At 63.4% G+C, this 18,101-nt stretch carries 10 protein-coding genes; 5 read left to right on the forward strand and 5 right to left on the reverse strand.

Annotated elements, in window-relative coordinates; translation table 11 throughout:
- The first annotated feature begins 165 nt into the window (after positions 1-165).
- Together DSM100688_RS10235 and DSM100688_RS10240 are read left to right on the forward strand one after the other, a co-directional pair.
- On the forward strand, positions 166-615 hold the full coding sequence (locus DSM100688_RS10235; protein ID WP_152359002.1) for a nucleoside deaminase: 450 nt from the start codon (positions 166-168) through the stop codon (positions 613-615).
- A gap of 210 nt (positions 616-825) precedes the next feature.
- On the forward strand, positions 826-3,195 hold the full coding sequence (locus DSM100688_RS10240; protein ID WP_152359003.1) for an alpha-galactosidase: 2,370 nt from the start codon (positions 826-828) through the stop codon (positions 3,193-3,195).
- Between the two features lie 413 nt (positions 3,196-3,608).
- On the opposite strand, the gene DSM100688_RS10245 is transcribed toward DSM100688_RS10240, so the two are convergent.
- Positions 3,609-4,817: an ROK family protein gene (locus DSM100688_RS10245; protein ID WP_152359004.1), complete on the reverse strand. Its 1,209-nt coding sequence runs from the start codon at positions 4,815-4,817 to the stop codon at positions 3,609-3,611.
- A gap of 607 nt (positions 4,818-5,424) precedes the next feature.
- Between DSM100688_RS10245 and DSM100688_RS10250 the strand changes: the two genes are divergently transcribed.
- Entirely contained in the window at positions 5,425-7,350 is a 1,926-nt protein-coding gene (locus DSM100688_RS10250) for a glycoside hydrolase family 13 protein (protein ID WP_152359005.1), read from the forward strand.
- Positions 7,351-7,686: 336 nt separating this feature from the next.
- Here DSM100688_RS10250 and DSM100688_RS10255 read toward each other — a convergent pair whose 3' ends face one another.
- The 3 genes from DSM100688_RS10255 to DSM100688_RS10270 all read right to left on the reverse strand — a co-directional run bounded on the left by DSM100688_RS10255 (position 7,687) and on the right by DSM100688_RS10270 (position 12,409).
- The gene (locus DSM100688_RS10255) at positions 7,687-8,142 is read right to left on the reverse strand and encodes an Hsp20/alpha crystallin family protein (protein WP_152359006.1); all 456 of its coding nucleotides are present in this window, start codon (positions 8,140-8,142) and stop codon (positions 7,687-7,689) included.
- 654 nt (positions 8,143-8,796) lie between these two features.
- Positions 8,797-11,094, reverse strand: coding sequence for a sialate O-acetylesterase (locus DSM100688_RS11950; RefSeq protein WP_239519442.1), 2,298 nt, complete (start codon positions 11,092-11,094; stop codon positions 8,797-8,799).
- A 4-nt stretch (positions 11,095-11,098) separates the two neighbouring features.
- Positions 11,099-12,409, reverse strand: a complete 1,311-nt coding sequence (locus tag DSM100688_RS10270) for a GDSL-type esterase/lipase family protein (RefSeq protein WP_420837504.1) — start codon at positions 12,407-12,409, stop codon at positions 11,099-11,101.
- Between the two features lie 256 nt (positions 12,410-12,665).
- Between DSM100688_RS10270 and DSM100688_RS10275 the strand changes: the two genes are divergently transcribed.
- Both DSM100688_RS10275 and DSM100688_RS10280 read left to right on the forward strand, forming a co-directional pair.
- Positions 12,666-14,063: a GH1 family beta-glucosidase gene (locus tag DSM100688_RS10275; RefSeq protein WP_152359007.1), complete on the forward strand. Its 1,398-nt coding sequence runs from the start codon at positions 12,666-12,668 to the stop codon at positions 14,061-14,063.
- Positions 14,064-14,303: 240 nt separating this feature from the next.
- Positions 14,304-16,385, forward strand: a complete 2,082-nt coding sequence (locus tag DSM100688_RS10280) for a beta-galactosidase (RefSeq protein ID WP_152359008.1) — start codon at positions 14,304-14,306, stop codon at positions 16,383-16,385.
- A 372-nt stretch (positions 16,386-16,757) separates the two neighbouring features.
- On the opposite strand, the gene DSM100688_RS10285 is transcribed toward DSM100688_RS10280, so the two are convergent.
- Positions 16,758-17,864 carry an ATP-binding protein gene (locus tag DSM100688_RS10285; protein WP_152359009.1) on the reverse strand — a complete coding sequence of 369 codons (1,107 nt, stop codon included), beginning with the start codon at positions 17,862-17,864 and terminating at the stop codon, positions 16,758-16,760.
- Positions 17,865-18,101 lie beyond the last annotated feature (237 nt).

The raw sequence follows: 18,101 nt of genomic DNA on the forward strand, positions 1-18,101 counted from the left end.
GGGTGCGGGGATGGGCGAGGGCGTGCATGTGTGGGTAACCGCGGGTTATCCACGCTGACGATCCCCTGAGCGTGTATATATGACGGTTTGATCCGGGGTAACCCCGGGTTGCCCACGCGCAGACGGGCGCGAGTGTGTGCAATCCGGGGCCGTACACTGGGGTGCATGACGAATGACGAGGCGATGGTGTGCGCGCTACGGTTGGCGGACGAGGCGGCGGGCGACGGCGAAGTGCCGGTCGGTGCGGTCGTGCTGGATGCCGACGGGCGGGTGATCGGCGAGGGGCGCAATACGCGGGAGACGCACGGCGATCCGTTGGCGCACGCCGAAGTGCTGGCGATGCGTGATGCCGCACGACGGCTCGGCGGTTGGAATCTGGCGGATTGTACGCTCGTGGTGACGTTGGAGCCGTGCCCGATGTGCGCCGGGGCGTGTGTGCAGACGCATGTCGGGCGGATCGTGTTCGGTGCGTGGGATGCGAAGCTGGGCGCGTGCGGATCGATATGGGATATTCCTCGCGATCCGCATGTTGGCCATGTGCCTGAGGTGATTGGCGGGGTGCGCGAGGGGGAGTGCGCGCGCGTGCTCGCCGACTTCTTCGCCGCGCGTCGGTAATCCCGGGTTGCACACGCAAAGCGGTGCCGGGATGGCCATCTGACTGCCTGACTGACTGGGCAGCCGGATGGCTAGGCCGGGACGGCCGGCCATCGCGCCGATGAATTACTTTCCAGCTACGGCGAACACTCCGCGGGATGGCAAGGAAAACGCGCTGCCGTACCATCGGTAACGGAACGAACTCCAACCATCACCGCAAAGGGGTATGCAATGCTGCGCATCGAACAATTCCAAGGCACCGCCGCCGACGGCACCGACCTCACCGCCGTCTACGCCGAACAATCCGTCGCGAACGTCGCCGTCGCCCTGATCTTCCCCGGCGACGACCTGCCGCGCTTCGTCCACTGGGGCCGCCCGCTCGCCGAACCGTCCACCGTCATCAACCTGTACGACGCCTTGCACCCGCAGCGTGTCTCCGGTGCGCTCGACGACACCCCGTGGCCGTCCGTCCTGCCGACGCAATCTGAATCGTGGATCGGTGCGCCGCGGTTCGAGGTCCGTCGCGATGGCGTCGAACTGCACTGCAAATTCGCGGTCGAGGCAGTCACGGCCAGTCTGCCCGCGGTTGGGGCGGTCGAGTCGGTTGAGTCAGCCGAGTCGGTTGAATCAGCCGAGTCGGTTGAATCAGCCGAGTCGTCCGCGTCGGCCGCAACCGCGCACGTCACCGTCGGCGACCAGCTCGTCGTCGTCCGCGACGAGAACCCCCAGCCGACCCCGACCATCACCGTCGAAGCAGTCGACCACGAACAGGGCGTCGGCATCATCTGGACCTGCGAACTCGACGAATCCGGACTCGTCCGTCAGAAACTCGACGTCACGAACCTCGGCGCCGGCAGCCTCGACGTCGGCCGCATCGAACTGGGTTTCCCGCTGCCCGCCGTTGCGTCCGAAATCCTCACCACCACCGGCCATCACCTGCGCGAACGCCATCCGCAGCGTCAGCCGCTCACCGTCGGCCGTTTCGAAAAACTCTCGATGGCCGGCCGACCCGACTTCGACGCGAGCCTGCTGCTATCCGCCGGTGCGCCGGGCTTCGGTTTCGAACACGGCGACGTGTACGCCGTGCACGTCGGCTGGAGCGGCAACAGCGTCCTGTCCGCGGAACGGCTGCCGTACACGACCGGTCTGATCGGCGGCGGCGAGATCCTGCTCGGCGGCGAGATCGTGCTCGCCAACGCCGCGACGTACACGACCCCGTGGGTGTACGGGTCGTACGGTGACGGGCTCAATGAGGTTGCCGCGCGCTTTCATGCATACCTTCGCAACGTGCATCACGACGCGCGACGTGCGCTCGGCGTCGCCGACAAGCCGCGGCCGGTGATCCTCAACACGTGGGAGGCCGTGTATTTCAACCACGATTACGAGACGTTGACAGCGTTGGCAAACAAGGCCGCGGCGACCGGCGTGGAACGGTTCGTGGTGGACGACGGATGGTTCGGCTCGCGTCGCGACGACACGTCCGGTCTGGGCGACTGGCGGATCGCGCAGGATGTATGGCCGGACGGGCCGAAGAGTCTGCGATCGTTGGCAGAGTATGTGCATGGGCTCGGCATGGAGTTCGGCCTGTGGTTTGAGCCGGAGATGGCGAACCTGGATTCCGATCTGTACCGCGCGCATCCCGACTGGGTGCTGCGGCCGACCGCGAACCGGCTGCCGATGCAGGGACGATCGCAGCAGGTCGTCGATCTGACGAACCCGGATGCGTATGCATACGTATACAACGCGATGGATGCGCTGGTCGGTGAGCTTGGAATCGACTACATCAAGTGGGACCACAACAAGCTCGTAACGGAGGCCGTGTCGCCGCGCACCGGCCGTCCCGCCGTGCATGCGCAAACGTTGGCGGTGTATCGGATCTTCCGTGATCTCAAGGCCGCGCATCCGGGACTGGAGATCGAAAGCTGTTCGTCGGGCGGCGGGCGCGTGGATCTGGGGATTCTCGAGCTGGCGGACCGCATTTGGGTGTCCGACTGCGTGGATCCGGTGGAGCGTGCGGACATCCAGTGCTACACGTCGCTGCTTGTGCCGCCGTTCATGATGGGCGAGCATGTGGGCGCGAGCCCGGCGCATTCCACGCAGCGCGCGACCAGTCAGGAGATGCGCATGGCGATGGCGTTCTTCGGGCATATGGGCATCGAGTGGAACCTGCTCAAGGAGTCGGACGCCGACGTGGCGAAGCTGGGCGAGTGGGTGGCCGAGTTCAAGAAGCACCGCGAGTGGTTTGCGGTGGATACGTGCGTGCATGCGGACTGCGCCGATCCGGCGGTGCGTGTGGACGGTATGGTGAAGCCGGATCGTTCGGCCGCGTTCTACCGGTTCACGCAGCTGACGACGTCGGCCACGTATCCGGCTGCGCCGATTCGTGTGCCGGGGTTGGATCCTGCTGCGACGTATCGGATTCAGCCGTTGTGGTTGGACTTGGATCTGGCTGGGTTGAGGATCGGCAACGGGCAGTCGCCGCTGGGATGGTGGACGTCGGACGGCGTGCTGATGACCGGTCGCGCGTTGGAGACCTACGGTTTGCGGCCGCCGGCGCTGCATCCTGCACAGAGCGTGCTGTTTACTGCCATCCAGCAGTGATCGCTCTTGCTCTTAACGGACATACAGCCGAAAACGACAGTCAAATCGGCTGTATGTCCGTTGGAGAGAGCGGGTGAGGGGAGTGGGCGATTGCGGCGTTCCTTGGTGCTGACGCCTCTCTCTCCTCAACGGACATACAGCCGATTTGCCCGCCCTTTTCGGCTCTATGTCCGTTAAGGAGGGCAGGGGTCTGTGGCGTTGATGATGATTCCAGATGCTTATGCGTTCCATTCCTCAACGGACATACAGCCGATTCGGGTGGTGAAATCGGCTGTATGTCCGTTGAAAGGTGGAGGAGTGGGGCCTTCTGGGATCGGACTGTGTGGGGCGGGTCGCGCTGTGGCTCCCCTCTCCGAGGGGAGCTGTCGCCAAAGGCGACTGAGGGGAGCAGAAGGGGAGCCCCCGCTTCCCGGTCACCCGATGTATCGCGCGATGACGCGCGACGCGGCGGCCTTCGCCCAGAGCTGCCAGTCATGGTCGACGACGGTGAATTTGACCGGCGCGGCCTGACTGTGCCGATACCGGTTGATGCCGTCACGGATCGAACCCATGCCCATCTTCGCGATGAACGCCGACTCGCCCGCGATCATCACCGACGACGGCATCGCGATGTTCGCCACCGTCGCGATCAGCGAACCCAGTCGGAAGCACGTCAGATCAACCAGTCGCGTCGCCTGCGGCACCCCGGCCCGCGCGTCGCGCGCGAAATCGGCGAACGCGCACGCCCGACCGATCATATGCGAATACTGATCCGCGATCGAATCATCCGTCAGACACTGCGCGCATCCGATATGACCGGCCACGCAACGCGGCCCCTCCGGATCGACCAACACGTGTCCGAGTAGTCCGTAACTCTTGTCGGGATACGTGACCGGTTCGCCGCGCATCGCCAACGAATAGCCCACGCCCACGCCGATCGTGAGCACGGCGAACGCTTCCAATCCGACGCCCGGCCCGAACCAACTCGCATCGACCAGCAGCGCGTCGATATCGTTGTACACGCCGCACGGCAGCCCGGTCGCAGCCTCGACCATCGCACCCAACGCGATGTCGCCATCCCAATGCAAAAACGGTGCAAACGTAACCACCGCATCGTCCTGTACATGACCGCCGATCGCCACGCCGATCGCCGTCGGCTCTGGCAACGTTGTCAATGGATCCGCCGTTAGTTCCTGCCGACACTCGTCCGCCAGCCGTGCGATCACCGCAACGACCGACTCGGGCGACTGGTTGGTGAACGCGATCTCGTGCCGTCCGGATACGACCGCGCCATGCGCGTTGACCACGGCCGCGATGGCCGACGTGCCGTGCACCTTGACGCCGATGAACGTGCGAGCGTTCGCACACAGCGACAATGCGGTCTGCGGTCGGCCGCGCCGATCCGACGGTTCCTTCGCGGTGAACCCCTGCGGCAGCGGGCCTCGCGGCACCGCATCGCCTGGCAGTTCCTCGATGACGCCGGCGTAGATCAAGTCGCCGGTGATGCGCGACAGTGCGCCCTGCGATAGGCCGAGCAGTTGCGCGAGCGTGGTGCGTGCGATCGGCCCGTACTGCGCGATCGCCTGCGCCACGCGATGCATGTACTCCGATCCGTCGAACCAGTGCGGAAACTCCTGCGGCATCGGTGAACCTCCTCGTTGGCGACTGTTGCCGGCTGTCGGTTGCCGGCGACGTGCCGGTCGGCTGGTCGAACGGTCTTATTGGTCGGCTATCCGTTCCTAGGTCACCAAACTACTACGGGACGTGCTGGACGTACTCCGCGCGGCGTTTACTGTTGACGGACATACAGCCGTTTATATCGATGAAATCGGCTGTATGTCCGTTGAAGAATAAAGCAATCAGCGTCACGAACTGTCGTCCATGGGCATCTCCACCTCCCCTCTTACGGACATACAGCCGATTCCAACGGTGTAATCGGCTGTATGTCCGTAAGAGGGGAGGAGTGAGTGGTGTGCAAGGATGATGCGTACGGACGGCGGCCTGGATGCTATTTGCTTCGCTCTCTGACGGACATACAGCCGATTTGGGTGGGTGAAAAACGGCTGTATGTCCGTCAGGGTGGTATGTGCGCTCCCGAGAGGTGCGTCGACCGAATTACTTTCCGGCGCGCCGGTGATCGCGCCGGATGGGAATGAAAACCGTCGCCGCTTATCCTGTTGCCCAACGTAACATGCGCATCGCATGCCAACGATCGCACCCCATCCCACGTATGCAGCAAAGGAGCCGACGATGACCACCTTCACCCGCCAAACCCTACCCGACAACGTTCGCACGAACGGCGCCACCCCGAACCCGTGGTGGTCGAACGCCGTCGTCTACCAGATCTACCCGCGGTCGTTCCAGGACACCAACGGCGACGGATTCGGCGATCTCAAAGGCATCACCAGCCGTCTTGACTACCTCGCCGACCTCGGCGTCGACGTACTCTGGCTGTCCCCGGTCTACAAGTCCCCGCAGGACGACAACGGCTACGACATCTCCGACTATCAGGACATCGACCCGCTGTTCGGCACCCTCGCCGACATGGACGAGCTGCTCGCCGAAGCGCACCGGCGCGGCATCAAGATCGTGATGGACCTCGTCGTCAACCACACGTCCGACGAACACGCGTGGTTCCAAGCGTCGCGCGACAAGAACGATCCGCACGCCGACTGGTATTGGTGGCGTCCGGCCCGCCCCGGCAAGACGCCCGGCACGCCCGGCGCCGAACCGAACCAGTGGGGATCGTACTTCGGCGGCTCCGCGTGGGAGTATGACGAGACGCGCGGCGAATATTACTTCCACCAGTTCTCGAAGAAGCAGCCCGATCTCAACTGGGAGAATCCGGCCGTGCGCCGCGCCGTGTACGACATGATGAACTGGTGGCTTGATCGTGGCGTCGACGGCTTCCGCATGGACGTGATCACGCTCATCTCGAAGCGCGTCGACTCCGCCGGTCACCTGCCCGGCGAGCCCGGCAGCGAGATTGCGGACGGCCCGGTGGGCGAGGAGGGCTACTCGAACCCGAGCCCGTTCTGCGCGGACGGCCCGCGGCAGGACGAGTTCCTCGCCGAAATGCGCCGTGAGGTGTTCGACGGTCGCGACGGCTTCCTCACCGTCGGCGAGGCGCCCGGCATCACGCCCGCGCGCAACGAGCACATCACCGATCCGGCCAACGGCGAACTCGACATGCTCTTCCTGTTCGAACATGTCGACTTCGACTGCGAGGGCGTCAAGTGGAAGCCGCTGCCGCTCGAACTGCCGAAGCTTAAGCGGATCATGGCCGGCTACCAGTCCGCCGTTGCGAACGTTGGCTGGGCCAGCCTGTTCACCGGCAACCACGACCAGCCGCGTGTCGTCTCGCGGTGGGGCGATGACTCCTCCGAGGACAACCGCGTGCGTTCCGCGAAGGCGCTCGGCCTTATGCTGCACATGCACCGCGGCACGCCGTATGTGTATCAGGGCGAGGAACTCGGCATGACCAACGCGCACTTCACGCGCCTCGACCAGTACCGCGATCTGGAGACGCTCAACGCGTACTGTCAGCGCGTCGAGGAGGCGAGGGTGCAGTCGGCCGAGTCGATCATGGCCGGTTTCGCCGCGCGCAGCCGCGACAATTCGCGCACGCCGATGCAATGGGACGGTTCGACATACGCCGGATTCACCGCGCCGGACGCCGCGACCGAACCGTGGATCGCCGTCAATCCGAACCATGCGGAGATCAATGCGGCCGCCGAGTTCGACGATCCGGATTCCGTGTATGCGTTCTACAAGCGGCTGATCGCGTTGCGGCATGAGAACGCGACTGTCGCGGCCGGCTCGTGGACGCTGATCGATGCGGATGATCCGCACGTGTACGCGTTTGTGCGTGAGTTGGATGGTGAACGGTTGCTGACGATGATCAATCTGTCCGGGCGGACGGTCGATCTGCCGGCCGAGTCGGTTGCGCTGCTCGAGGGTGCGGCTGGTGATGGTGACGTGACTGACGGCGACGGTGGGTCGGTGAGCGATGCTGGAGCGGCGGCGAACTGGGTTGGTGCGATGACGAGCGATGCAGGTTCGACGACTGTTGCGGAAGATGACGTGGTGATCGCGACGTACGACGCGGCGCATGCCGTCGCGTCGCTGGCCAAGCGTGAGTTGGCCGCGTGGGAGGGCGTGGTCGTGCGTCTGTAAGACGTCTGCCTTCTTCCCCTAACGGACATACAGCCGATCTGCCCTGCGAAATCGGCTGTATGCCCGTTGAGAGGAGGGGTGATGTGTGCGTTGGCCGGTGATGGGTGATGTGCACGTGTACTGCCGCTGTCGTCCTGCGTGGTTCTCTGTGTATCTGTTGTCTCCTTCCTAACGGACATACAGCCGATTGCATCGTTGGAAACGGCTGTATGTCCGTTAGGGAGTGAGGAGATGAGTCCAAGGGACGTAGAACGACGAAAAGGGGAACGGAGACTCGCGTCTTCGTTCCCCTTAAGGCTTATGTCATCGACTTTCGTGACATCGAAAAGCTAGAAATCAGCCCTCGATTGCGATGGTGTGCTTGGCTTCAACCTGCGGCTGAGCCTGCATCTTCGGGACTTCAAGGCACAGCGTGCCGTTCTTGTAGCTGGCGTGAATATCGGATTCCTTCACGTCCTCGCCAACGTAGAAGCTACGCGAGCAACTGCCCATGTAGCGTTCGCGACGCAGCCACTTGCCGTCCTGCGCCTTGTCGTCGTGATCCTCGTCCTTATGAGCCGACACGGTCAGGTAACCGTTGTTCAGCTCGACCGAGATGTCGTTCTTATCGAAGCCCGGCATGTCGATATCAACGTCGTAGCAGTTATCCTTCTCACGAACATCGGTCGACATCATGTTGGCCGGCATCGCGGCGGTGGCCGTGTTGTCGGTGTTGCGCCAACCCTCGAAGAACGGATCATCGAACAGATCCGAGAACATCGTGTCATTCATCAAAGCCGGAAACATCGCCATAATCAATACTCCTTGCATTGCGAGGAGGAGCGGTTTGGCTTCCGCGGCCGCCGACTAAAACCCTCGTTTCGATCGGCGGCCCGGTATCGTGGCCGCTTCCGGAACCCCTCACCGGGGCTCCTTCATTGCCTTGCGATTCTCAATATAGGCGGGTTGGCGTGGGACGGTAGCGGATTTTACCCACGGTGAAAAAACTTGAGTCTATGTGGCTCAAGTTTTGATGGATGCCTCCGTTTGCACTCCTCAACGGACATACAGCCGATTGCGTGGTCGAAATCGGCTGTATGTCCGTCAGGGATGGGGGTTGTAAGTTGAGGGTGAGTCGCGTATCGTCTGGATATCGCCGTTCTCTCAACGGACATACGGCCGATTTGGATGGCCGAATCGGCCGTATGTCCGTTGAGGAGTGAGGACGATGACGCTACGGATATGACTGAGCGTTGATTCCTGTCCTGTCTGCGGACATACAGCCGATTTGGGTAGGTGAAACGGCTGTATGTCCGTTGATGGGTGAGGGTGATGGCGCTAAGGATGTGGCCCGGGTGTTGATTCCCGCCATCCCCTTACGGACATACAGCCGATTCGGCCGCCAAAATCGGCTGTATGTCCGTAAGAGAGGATGCGGGCTGCTCTGTATGTCCGTTGGGGAGATAGCTAGAGCGTGCGACGGAACGGCGGTGCGGGGAGACCGTCGCCGTTGAACAGCGAGGCGGGTCCCCAGCTGCGCCACGCATACCGCACGGCAACGGGTCGCATCACCGCAGTCGCATCGCGGTGTGATCCGTTGCCGTTGACCGCATGCTCGGCATCTCCCTCATCATTCGTGCCGAGCGTGCCAACCGTGCCGAGCGTGTCATCTGCGTCGGCCGTGCCATCGGCGCCGTCGCGGCTGTGCGTATCGACCGTGCCGCCCTTCGCGTGCAGCACGACCGTATCTCCGTGGATCGTGGCGTCGGCGGGATGGTAGATGCCGTCCGCGCCGGCCAGCTCGAATCCCGACTGTCCGGCCTCGCGATAGCGGCGGGATGCTGCACTCTTGCCATTATCGTCAGTACCGTTTGCGATACCGGCGCCGTTGATGATCCCGGTGCCGTGCGTGCCGTCGGCGCCGCTGTCCGCGCCACCGTTGCCGGCGTTACTGCCGCTGTCATTGCCGTCGTTATGGTCGCCGCCGTTGTCGTTATCGGCGCCAGCATCGCCGTACGTTCCCGGAGTGGTGCCGTCGAAATGCAGTCCATCCGCATGATCGAACCGCAGCGCGACTGTAATGGTATGGTCGCACTGTGATTCATCGCCGTCAGCGTCGGCACTGTCATCCACACGGACATTGCTATCGTTGGCATCGTCCGTAACGTATGCACTATCCGCAGTCCGTGCGGCATCATGATCGTCCCGCGCACTGGTAACGGTACTGATAACGGTACCGGTAACGGCCGCACTGCCAACGGTCGCACCGATCAGTTCCGGTCCGTCCACGGCGATGTCCGTACGCCCGTAGACGTGCCGTAACGCGCAGTCGGCCAGCCGTTCGCCGGGCGTACGCTTGTCGGTCGGATGGATGTTGTCGAATTCGCCGCAGTCGATCGTCGTGATCGTGTATACGTTCGCAATCGTGCGTGCCGCATCCCACTGCGCCTCGCGGATCACCGGCCAATGCAGCGGGTCGGCGTGTGCCGCGGCCGTGGTCTTGTCGATCCACTGCGGCAGCTGCACGATCAGGAACGGCAGCGCGTCGGTCTTCCCCTCGCCGTCGTTCGAACGTTCCCACAACCCGCGCCACTCGCCGATCAGCAGCGGCAGCAGCTCACGGTACGAGTCACAGTACGCCTCGTCTTCCTCGCCCTGATACCACAGGAACCCGGCGATGCCGTACGGCGCGACGCGTTCGACCATCGTGCCGAACGGTCCGGTCGGCCGGTACTGCGAGGTCGGCGTGACCGGCGGCGGCCACGGGCATTCGCCGTACCGTGCGTTCAGCGTGTCCCACGTGATGTCCGGTTCAGCCGCACGCGCCTTGCCGATCGCATCGTTCCATGCGTCGAACCGCATCTTCCACGCAACCGTTTCAGTTTCGAACTGTTCGTCCGTCTTGCCGGCGATCGCCGCGTCGAACCGCGCGAGATAGCCGCGTCCGGCCTCGCACGTCTCCAGCGTGGCCCGGCTCATCCACGACGTGATCGACGTGCCGCCGATATAGCAGTCCACGATGCCGACCGGCATGTCCGGCCCCAGTTCGGCGCGCAGTTTCCGCGCGAAATAGTACGCGACTGCGGACATGTAGCCGCTGGTGTCCGGCCCGCTCGGTTGCCAGACCGCGTGATCCTCGGCGTCCGTGTCGACGACGCCGGTTTTCGGCGTGTTGTAAAACCGCAGCAGCGGGTCGGTGCTCGCCGCGACGGCCGCATCCGCCCCCGCGCTGTTGCGCAGCTCGAGCTCCATGTTGCTTTGCCCGCCGGCCAGCCACACCTCGCCCACGTACACGCGCAGGTATTTGAGCGTGATGCCGGATCGGTCGCTGACGGTCAGCTCGTATGGGCCGCCGGCCTCGAGCGCGGGCAGCGTGACGAGCCAGTCGCCGTACGCGTCGATGGTGCCGAACGCGCTGACGCGATCGGTTTGTGCGGTGGACGATTGGCTGACATGGAGCGTCAGCGGCATGGTCGCGCCGTCTTCTGACAGGGTGACGATGACCGGTCGGCCGGGGGTGCCGGTGCCGAACACGGGGATCGGCCGGTGCCGTTGCAGCACCATGTCGTGCGAGAAGATCGCGGCCGGGCGCAGTTCCGGCGCGCCGATCGGCTTGTCGACGGCATCGGACTCGGCTCCGGCGGCCAGTCCGGACATGTTCGCGCCGGGGGCCGGGCCGGTGGCGATGGCGGACGGTTCCGGCGTGGTGTCGGGCGATGTGGCCGTGGCTGCGGCGGAGGCAGTTTCACGTGATGTTTCACTCATGATCTCAGTCCTTCCAGATGTCGTCGCCGAGCGACTCGATGAACGCGGTGAGCTCGCGGGCCATCTCCTCGTGCTCCGCGATGCGTGGATGACCCGGGGTCGCCGCGCCGTTGCGCGCGAACATGAAGTGGTGCGCGACGGGACCGCGGCCGCGGGAGACGGCGGAATCGTTGCCGTTGACGTCGTGTGCAGCAGCGTTGTCATGGCTGACAACGCTGGCATCAGTGCGTGCGTATGTATCCGTGGCATCCGCAGTGCCAGCGTTCGCAAACGGAGTCGTGCCGAACGGTGCCGTCGGCGGCTCGTCGATCGTCGCGTTGAACGACCGCACGGCCTCGTCGATCGCGCGGTCCCACGCAGGATCGTGCATCAACAGCGTGGTGATGCATACGATCGTCGCGTGCGGATACTGCGCATGGATCGACCGCAGGAAATCCACGTACCGCGTACGCCAGTGCGCCGCCTCGAACCCGTCGTAGTCGTTCGCCATGAAGTCGTTCGGATGCGCGTCGTTCTGTCCGATCGCGACTACCACGACGTGCGGTGTGTACCGCGAGAAATCCCACGGTTTCGTCTCGCCGAGCGCCGGGTTGTACTCGATGCGATCCCAGATGCTTTCCTGGCCGACGTAATTCGGCCCGCAGAACCAGCCGATGCCGTCGATCAGCGACGCGCCGCCCTGCGACGTGTCGTGCAACGCCGCGCCGAGATTGCGCGCGACGATCGCGTCATACGAGTACCACGCGTTGCTGTAACCGCTCAAGTCGACGTCCGGGTCGGCCTTGCCGACGTACAGCGACGCCTCGTTGCGCTCGCCGCAAGACACCGAGTCGCCGAAGACTTCGATGCGGCGGGTCGGCGCGGGGTCGAGCGGCGGCATCACCTGCGCGCCGGGGTCGAGGCCGAAGCCGAGCATGTCAAGATAATGCTGGCCGTCCTGCCGTTTGAACACGATCGCCTCGTGCTCGATGTCGGGCAGGTTGTCGGCCAGTGTGACCGTGACCGGGCCGTATGTGGGCGCGTGGTCGGGGTCCGTGGCGCCGGACGGGATGCGGACCTTGGTCTGCACGCCGTCGATGATGACGCCAAGTTGCGTGTCGCCGTACGTCCAGTGGTTGACGACGGTGGCGGTGAGCGACGTGCCGGTGAAACGGAACGCGGTCTGCGTGTACGGATAGACCCAGACCGGTCGGGTGGGATCAGCGTCGTCTATGCGGCCCATCGTGCGCAGGGCCGGATGGTTCAGCGTGATGACGGTGCGGCTGTCGTTGTGGTCGGCGTGTTGCGTGGCGCTGGTGTCTGCGGTCTGGTTCATGGCGATCTTCGTTGCTCCTCATTGATGTGGAATGATGCCGGTTCAGCCGGGGTGGCGATGCGCCGCGAGGGGCGATGGTCGAGTGACGTAATCCCGTGTCGCGCAACACCTTAACCGGTTAATAAAAATTATGATACACTGTCTGAGGACGAAATACAGTTACCGATCGGTCGCTAACGATGGCGTCCAATCGGACCGTTCCCGGAATCCTCCGGGAACAACGCAACAGCATCACACAAGCAGAAAGGAATCACCGATGAGCCTTCCCACCGTCCCCGACAACTTCATGTTCGGCACCGCCACCGCGTCGTACCAGATCGAAGGCGCGGTCAATGAAGACGGCCGCTGCCCGTCCATCTGGGACACCTTCTCGCACGCCGCCGGACATACCGTCAACGGCGACACCGGCGACGTCGCCACCGACTCGTACCACCGCTACAAGGAAGACATCGCACTGCTCAAGGAGCTCGGCGTCGATGCCTACCGCTTCTCCATCGCCATGCCGCGTATCGTGCCCACCGAAGGCGGTCCGACCAACGAAGCCGGTCTCGACTTCTACGAGCGCGTCGTCGACGAGCTGCTCGCCAACGGCATCAAGCCGTGCGCCACGCTGTACCACTGGGATCTGCCGCAGTACCTCGGCGACAAGGGCGGCTGGCTGAACCGCGACACCGCCTACCGCGTCGCCGACTACACGCGCCGCGTGGCCGAGCGCCTCGGCGACCGCGTCGACACGTGGATCACCCTCAACGAGCCGTGGTGCTCCTCCTACCTGAGCTACGGCGGTACCGAGCACGCGCCGGGCCTGGGCGGCGGCCCGGCCGCGTTTGAAGCGGTTCACCACCTCAACCTCGCCCACGGCCTCATGGTGCAGGAGCTGCGCGACGAACTCGGCGACGCGGCCAAGGTCGCCGTCACCCTCAACCTCCAGTTCAACCGCGGCGACGCGGACGCCGTGCACCGCACCGACCTGATCGGCAACCGCGTCTTCCTCGACCCGATGCTGCGCGGCTACTATCCGGCCGAACTGTTCGCCGTCACCAAGGGCATCTGCGACTGGTCGTTCGTCAAGGACGGCGACCTCGAGCAGATCCACCAGCCGATCGACCTGCTCGGCATCAACTACTACTCAACCGGTTTGGTCGCGATGAGCGACCGACCGCAGTTCCCGCAGTCCACCGAAGCGAGCACGTTCCCCGGCTGCAGCGACATCGACTGGCTGCCGACACCGGGCGAGCACACCGAAATGGGCTGGAACATCGACCCGAACGGCCTGTACGACATGCTCGTGCGCGTGCACAACAACTACCCGGAGATGCCGATGTTCATCACCGAAAACGGCATCGCGTGCGCCGACGAGCTCGTCACTGAGACCGATCCCGCGACCGGCGACACCGTCAAGGCCGTGCACGACGATAAGCGCATCGCCTACCTCACCAAGCACTTCGACGCGGCCCGCCGCGCGATGGAGGCCGGCGTGGACCTGCGCGGCTACTTCGTGTGGTCGATGCTCGACAACTTCGAGTGGGCGTTCGGCTACACCAAGCGCTTCGGCATCACCTACGTGGATTACGAGACGCAGGAGCGCACGCCGAAGGACAGCTTCAAGTGGTACCGGAAGCTCATTGCCGGACGCGAGCTGCCGGTGCTGTGACGGGGCGCTGATTCGAGTGCGCGTGGCGGAAAACGCTCGCTCAGCCGGTTCTGAGCGAGCGTTTTCCGCCACTCCGTTGTGTCGTGGCGGTTTTCGCTCGCTGAGTGCCCTGTAGACGAGCGTTTTCTGCCACGACGATGACATCATGACGATGACATCACGGACACGATGGACTTGCCGGGAACGATGATGACAGCCGGCGGCTGCCGGCGATAACGCAAGGTAAAGGAGCCGATAATCATGACGATGACAACGGTGTCAGCAGCCGACGGGCGCATGCTCTACGGCGGTGACTACAACCCGGAACAGTGGCCCGAGGAGATCTGGGCCAAGGACATGGAACTGTTCCACGAGGCCGGCATCAACGAGGTCACGCTCAACGTGTTCTCGTGGGCCAGCCTGCAGCCCAGTGAACATGAATACGATTTCAGCCGCCTCGACCGCATCGTCGACACGGTCACCAAGGCCGGCATGAGCATCATCATGGCCACGTCCACCGGCGCGCTGCCGTCATGGCTGTCGCTCGAATATCCCGAGGTCGAACGCGTCGACTTCTTCGGTCGCAAGCATCGGCAGGGCGAACGCCACGACGCCTGCCCGAACAGTCCCGTCTACCGGCGGCTGTCGGCCGCGCTTGCCGGCAAACTTGCTGAACGATACGGCCATCTTGCCAACGTTGTCGGCTGGCACATTAGCAACGAGTACGGCGGATACTGCTACTGCGAACGGTGTACTCAAGCGTTTCAGCAGTGGCTGCGCAAGCACTACGCGACGATCGATGATCTCAACGCGGCCTGGAACACGGCGTTCTGGAGCGGCACATTCCAGTCGTTCGACCAGATCGGACTGCCGGACTTCGCCGGCGACGGCATCGACGGCAACCGCGCCGTACTGCCCGGCTACACGATCGACTACCGCCGCTTCTTCAGCGACTCGATCCGCGAGGCGTACCACCTCGAGAAACTCGCCGTCCGCGAGCACGACGCGGCGACGCCCGTCACCACGAACTTCATGTGGCGCTTCGACAACTACGACTATCAGGCGTGGGGCGACGACCTCGACATCGCCTCGTGGGACTGCTACCCGCAGCGCGACACCAAGCCGTCGAGCACCGCGTTCTGGCACGAGGTGATCCGCGGCCTCAAGCACGGCCAGCCGTTCCTGCTCATGGAACAAACGCCGAGCCGGCAGAACTGGCAGGAATACTGCTATCTCAAGGCTCCGGGCCAGATGCGTGAGATGAGCTGGCATGCGGTGGCGCACGGCGCCGACTCGGTGCAGTTCTTCCAGTTGCGGCGTTCGCGCGGCGGTTGCGAGAAATTCCATGGTGCGGTGATCGACATCGACGGGTCGAACCGGACGCGTGTGTTCCGCGAGGTCGCGCAGCTCGGTGGTGAACTGAAGCGGTTCGGTTCGCGGCTGCTCGGATCGCGCAGTGCGGCGCGCGTGGCCGTACTGTTCGATTTCCAGAACTGGTGGGGGCTCGAGGCGTGCGTCGGGCCGACCCGCGGCCTCGACTATGTGGACGAATGCGAACGGTACTTCGCCGAGTTCGCGCGGCGCAACATCGCCGTGGATGTGGTGTCTGCGAACGTTGACATCGATGCGTACGCTATCGTGCTCGCGCCGTGCCTGTACATGCTGCGGGGCGATATGGCCGATCGGCTGCGTGCATACGTTCGCGGCGGCGGCCGACTGTTGCTGACGACCATGAGCGCACTCGTGGACGAGCATGACAACCTGTTCCAGGGCGAGTGCCCGGTGCCGCTGCGTGACGTGGCCGGCGTATGGGCGGAGGAGACCGACGCGCTGCCGCCGGACATGGCCGTGCCGCTGGTGTGCGGGGATGCGCCGGCGCCGGCGGATGGAGACGATGTGTTCGGTGCATGCGGACTGCTGTGCGACATCATGCATCCCGACGACGATACGCGCGTGCTCGCGCGGTACGGCGGAGACGCGTTCTACGCCGGTACGCCGGCGATCACCGCGCATGACTTCGGCGATGGACGTTGCTGGTACGTCGGCACGATGCCGGACGAGATGGCCGCTCGTACGATCGTCGACGACCTGCTGGACGGCACCGGCATCAGCGAGATGCCCAGCCCCGCCGGCACCGAGATCACGGTGCGCATCGCTGCCGACGGCACGCGGTATACGTTCCTGCTCAACCACACCGCGCAGTCGCAGGCTGTCGTCGTTCCTTGTGACGGCGTTGATCTGCTGGGGGACGGCGGCGCGGCGGACACTCCGGCCGAGGTCTCGATCGGAACGGAGATCACGCTCGCCCCTTACGGCGTCCGCCTGATCGAAACCAGGGCCTAGGCCCTCTAACGGACATACAGTCGATTCGGGCACGTAAATCGGCTGTATGTCCGTTAGAGAGAAGCGAGATTGCGCATTGGGACGTTCCCAAGTCCTTATTCGTTTCCCTTTCAACGGACACACAGCCGATTTCCCCACCCGAATCGGCTGTATGTCCGTTGAGGGGAGAAGCGATCAGAGAGAGGAGTCGGGTCGAGGAAGGCGACTTTGCCCTGCGCAAGGTGGCTCTGCGCGAGCGCGTTTCGTGGTGGCGATGCCTCAACCTTTCAACGGACATACAGCCGATTAGCGGGGTGAAATCGGCTGTATGTCCGTCAGCAAAGAGGAAGAGACGAGAAACGCAACGGAACGTGTCTTCGCTGTCTTATCGTTTTATCGTTGCCGTTGCAGGTATTCGCGCAGGAACGGTACCGCAAAGTCAACCTCTCCACGCTCGGTTTCCTTGATGACATAGGCGTCGAGCAGCCGCTTCCGATACGTAGCGGCGTAATTATCCGTCTTACCCATTCTCCTTGCGACGTCGCTGGTGGCTGATGGCGTATCGGATTGGGCCATCGCCTCCAGATAGGCCCTGTCGTTGCGGGACAATCCGTGCAGTTCCGGAATGCATACGGCATTGTCGAGATCGATTCGCGCCTCGGCGAGGCCATCGTGAACGTCCCGATCCGACACGATGTCCGAGTCTCGCATGTCGGCAACATCCCAGATGTGGTATCCCACGAGCTGGATCATGTAAGGGTACCCCTCCGTCGCCTGCGCGGCCGTATGAAGTTGATCCTCGCTGATGGTCATACCGGAGGTCCGGAAGGTGCGTCCGAGCGCATCCTGTACGTCAGCGATCGGAATATCGGTGAGTACGTTGGTTTTCGCGCGACGCAGGAACGTGATGACATCGTCATTGAACAAGTCCGAGACCATCTGCGGCAGCCCTGCGAATACGATGGCGATGTCTCGTCGTTCTCGTATCTGATGCTGAATCGCTGTAGCTAGGGCGATGAGGTCGGAACGTTGCGCAGCCTGCGTTTCATCGATGGAGATCAACAGTCCGGCATGATGCTTGCCGAGTAGGTCGAGTCGTTCGGACATGGCGTTGCGTAGTGTCTCGGGCATGCGTTTCGGCGACAGCTCGGCTTCGCCAAGACTTATGCTTGCTCCGCTGAGACTGATTGATGGCCGTATGCTGAGTCGGTCGAGTAGGCGGTCTTTGTTGCGAAGTTCGTTGACCAGACGTTCGCAGAGGCCTTCGGATGCCGTTTCTTCGATGACGTCCCATTTTCTGTCACGCGCCTTGTCGCCGAAGACCGTCAGCAGTACTGTCTTGCCAGTTCCTTGTGGACCGGTGATCAGCATGATTCGTCCTGGTGCTCCTACGCCGTTGTCGAGTCCTTTTTCGAAATCTCGGATGATTTTGGAACGGCCGATGAGCAGCGGCGGTTCCCCTCCTGCCGTGGGTTTGAACGGATTCGCCGTCGCCCGCATAAGGCCTCCTTAGCGTTGAATGTAGCCAAATCAAAAATATCAAAAATATCAAAAATATCAAAAGATAAGGGGAGGGTTTGCCAACGGACATACAGCCGATTTCCCCACCCGAATCGGCTGTATGTCCGTTGAGGGGAGGGGCGATCAGGGAGAGGAGTCGGGCCACGGAAGGCGAGGTTGCTCTGCGCGACTTTGCTCTGCGCAAGGTTGCTCTGCGTGAGCGCGTTTCGTGGTGGC

The organism is Bifidobacterium ramosum, assembly GCF_009299505.1.
In the GTDB taxonomy this organism is placed as follows: Bacteria; Actinomycetota; Actinomycetes; order Actinomycetales; family Bifidobacteriaceae; genus Bifidobacterium; species Bifidobacterium ramosum.

What these genes read in the sequence shown, in the direction of transcription:
- DSM100688_RS10235 (WP_152359002.1), top strand. Translation starts at nt 166, where the DNA reads ATGACGAATGACGAGGCGATGGTGTGCGCGCTACGGTTGGCGGACGAG.
- DSM100688_RS10240 (WP_152359003.1), top strand. Translation starts at nt 826, where the DNA reads ATGCTGCGCATCGAACAATTCCAAGGCACCGCCGCCGACGGCACCGAC.
- DSM100688_RS10245 (WP_152359004.1), bottom strand. Translation starts at nt 4,817, where the DNA reads ATGCCGCAGGAGTTTCCGCACTGGTTCGACGGATCGGAGTACATGCAT.
- DSM100688_RS10250 (WP_152359005.1), top strand. Translation starts at nt 5,425, where the DNA reads ATGACCACCTTCACCCGCCAAACCCTACCCGACAACGTTCGCACGAAC.
- DSM100688_RS10255 (WP_152359006.1), bottom strand. Translation starts at nt 8,142, where the DNA reads ATGGCGATGTTTCCGGCTTTGATGAATGACACGATGTTCTCGGATCTG.
- DSM100688_RS11950 (WP_239519442.1), bottom strand. Translation starts at nt 11,094, where the DNA reads ATGAGTGAAACATCACGTGAAACTGCCTCCGCCGCAGCCACGGCCACA.
- DSM100688_RS10270 (WP_420837504.1), bottom strand. Translation starts at nt 12,409, where the DNA reads ATGAACCAGACCGCAGACACCAGCGCCACGCAACACGCCGACCACAAC.
- DSM100688_RS10275 (WP_152359007.1), top strand. Translation starts at nt 12,666, where the DNA reads ATGAGCCTTCCCACCGTCCCCGACAACTTCATGTTCGGCACCGCCACC.
- DSM100688_RS10280 (WP_152359008.1), top strand. Translation starts at nt 14,304, where the DNA reads ATGACGATGACAACGGTGTCAGCAGCCGACGGGCGCATGCTCTACGGC.
- DSM100688_RS10285 (WP_152359009.1), bottom strand. Translation starts at nt 17,864, where the DNA reads ATGCGGGCGACGGCGAATCCGTTCAAACCCACGGCAGGAGGGGAACCG.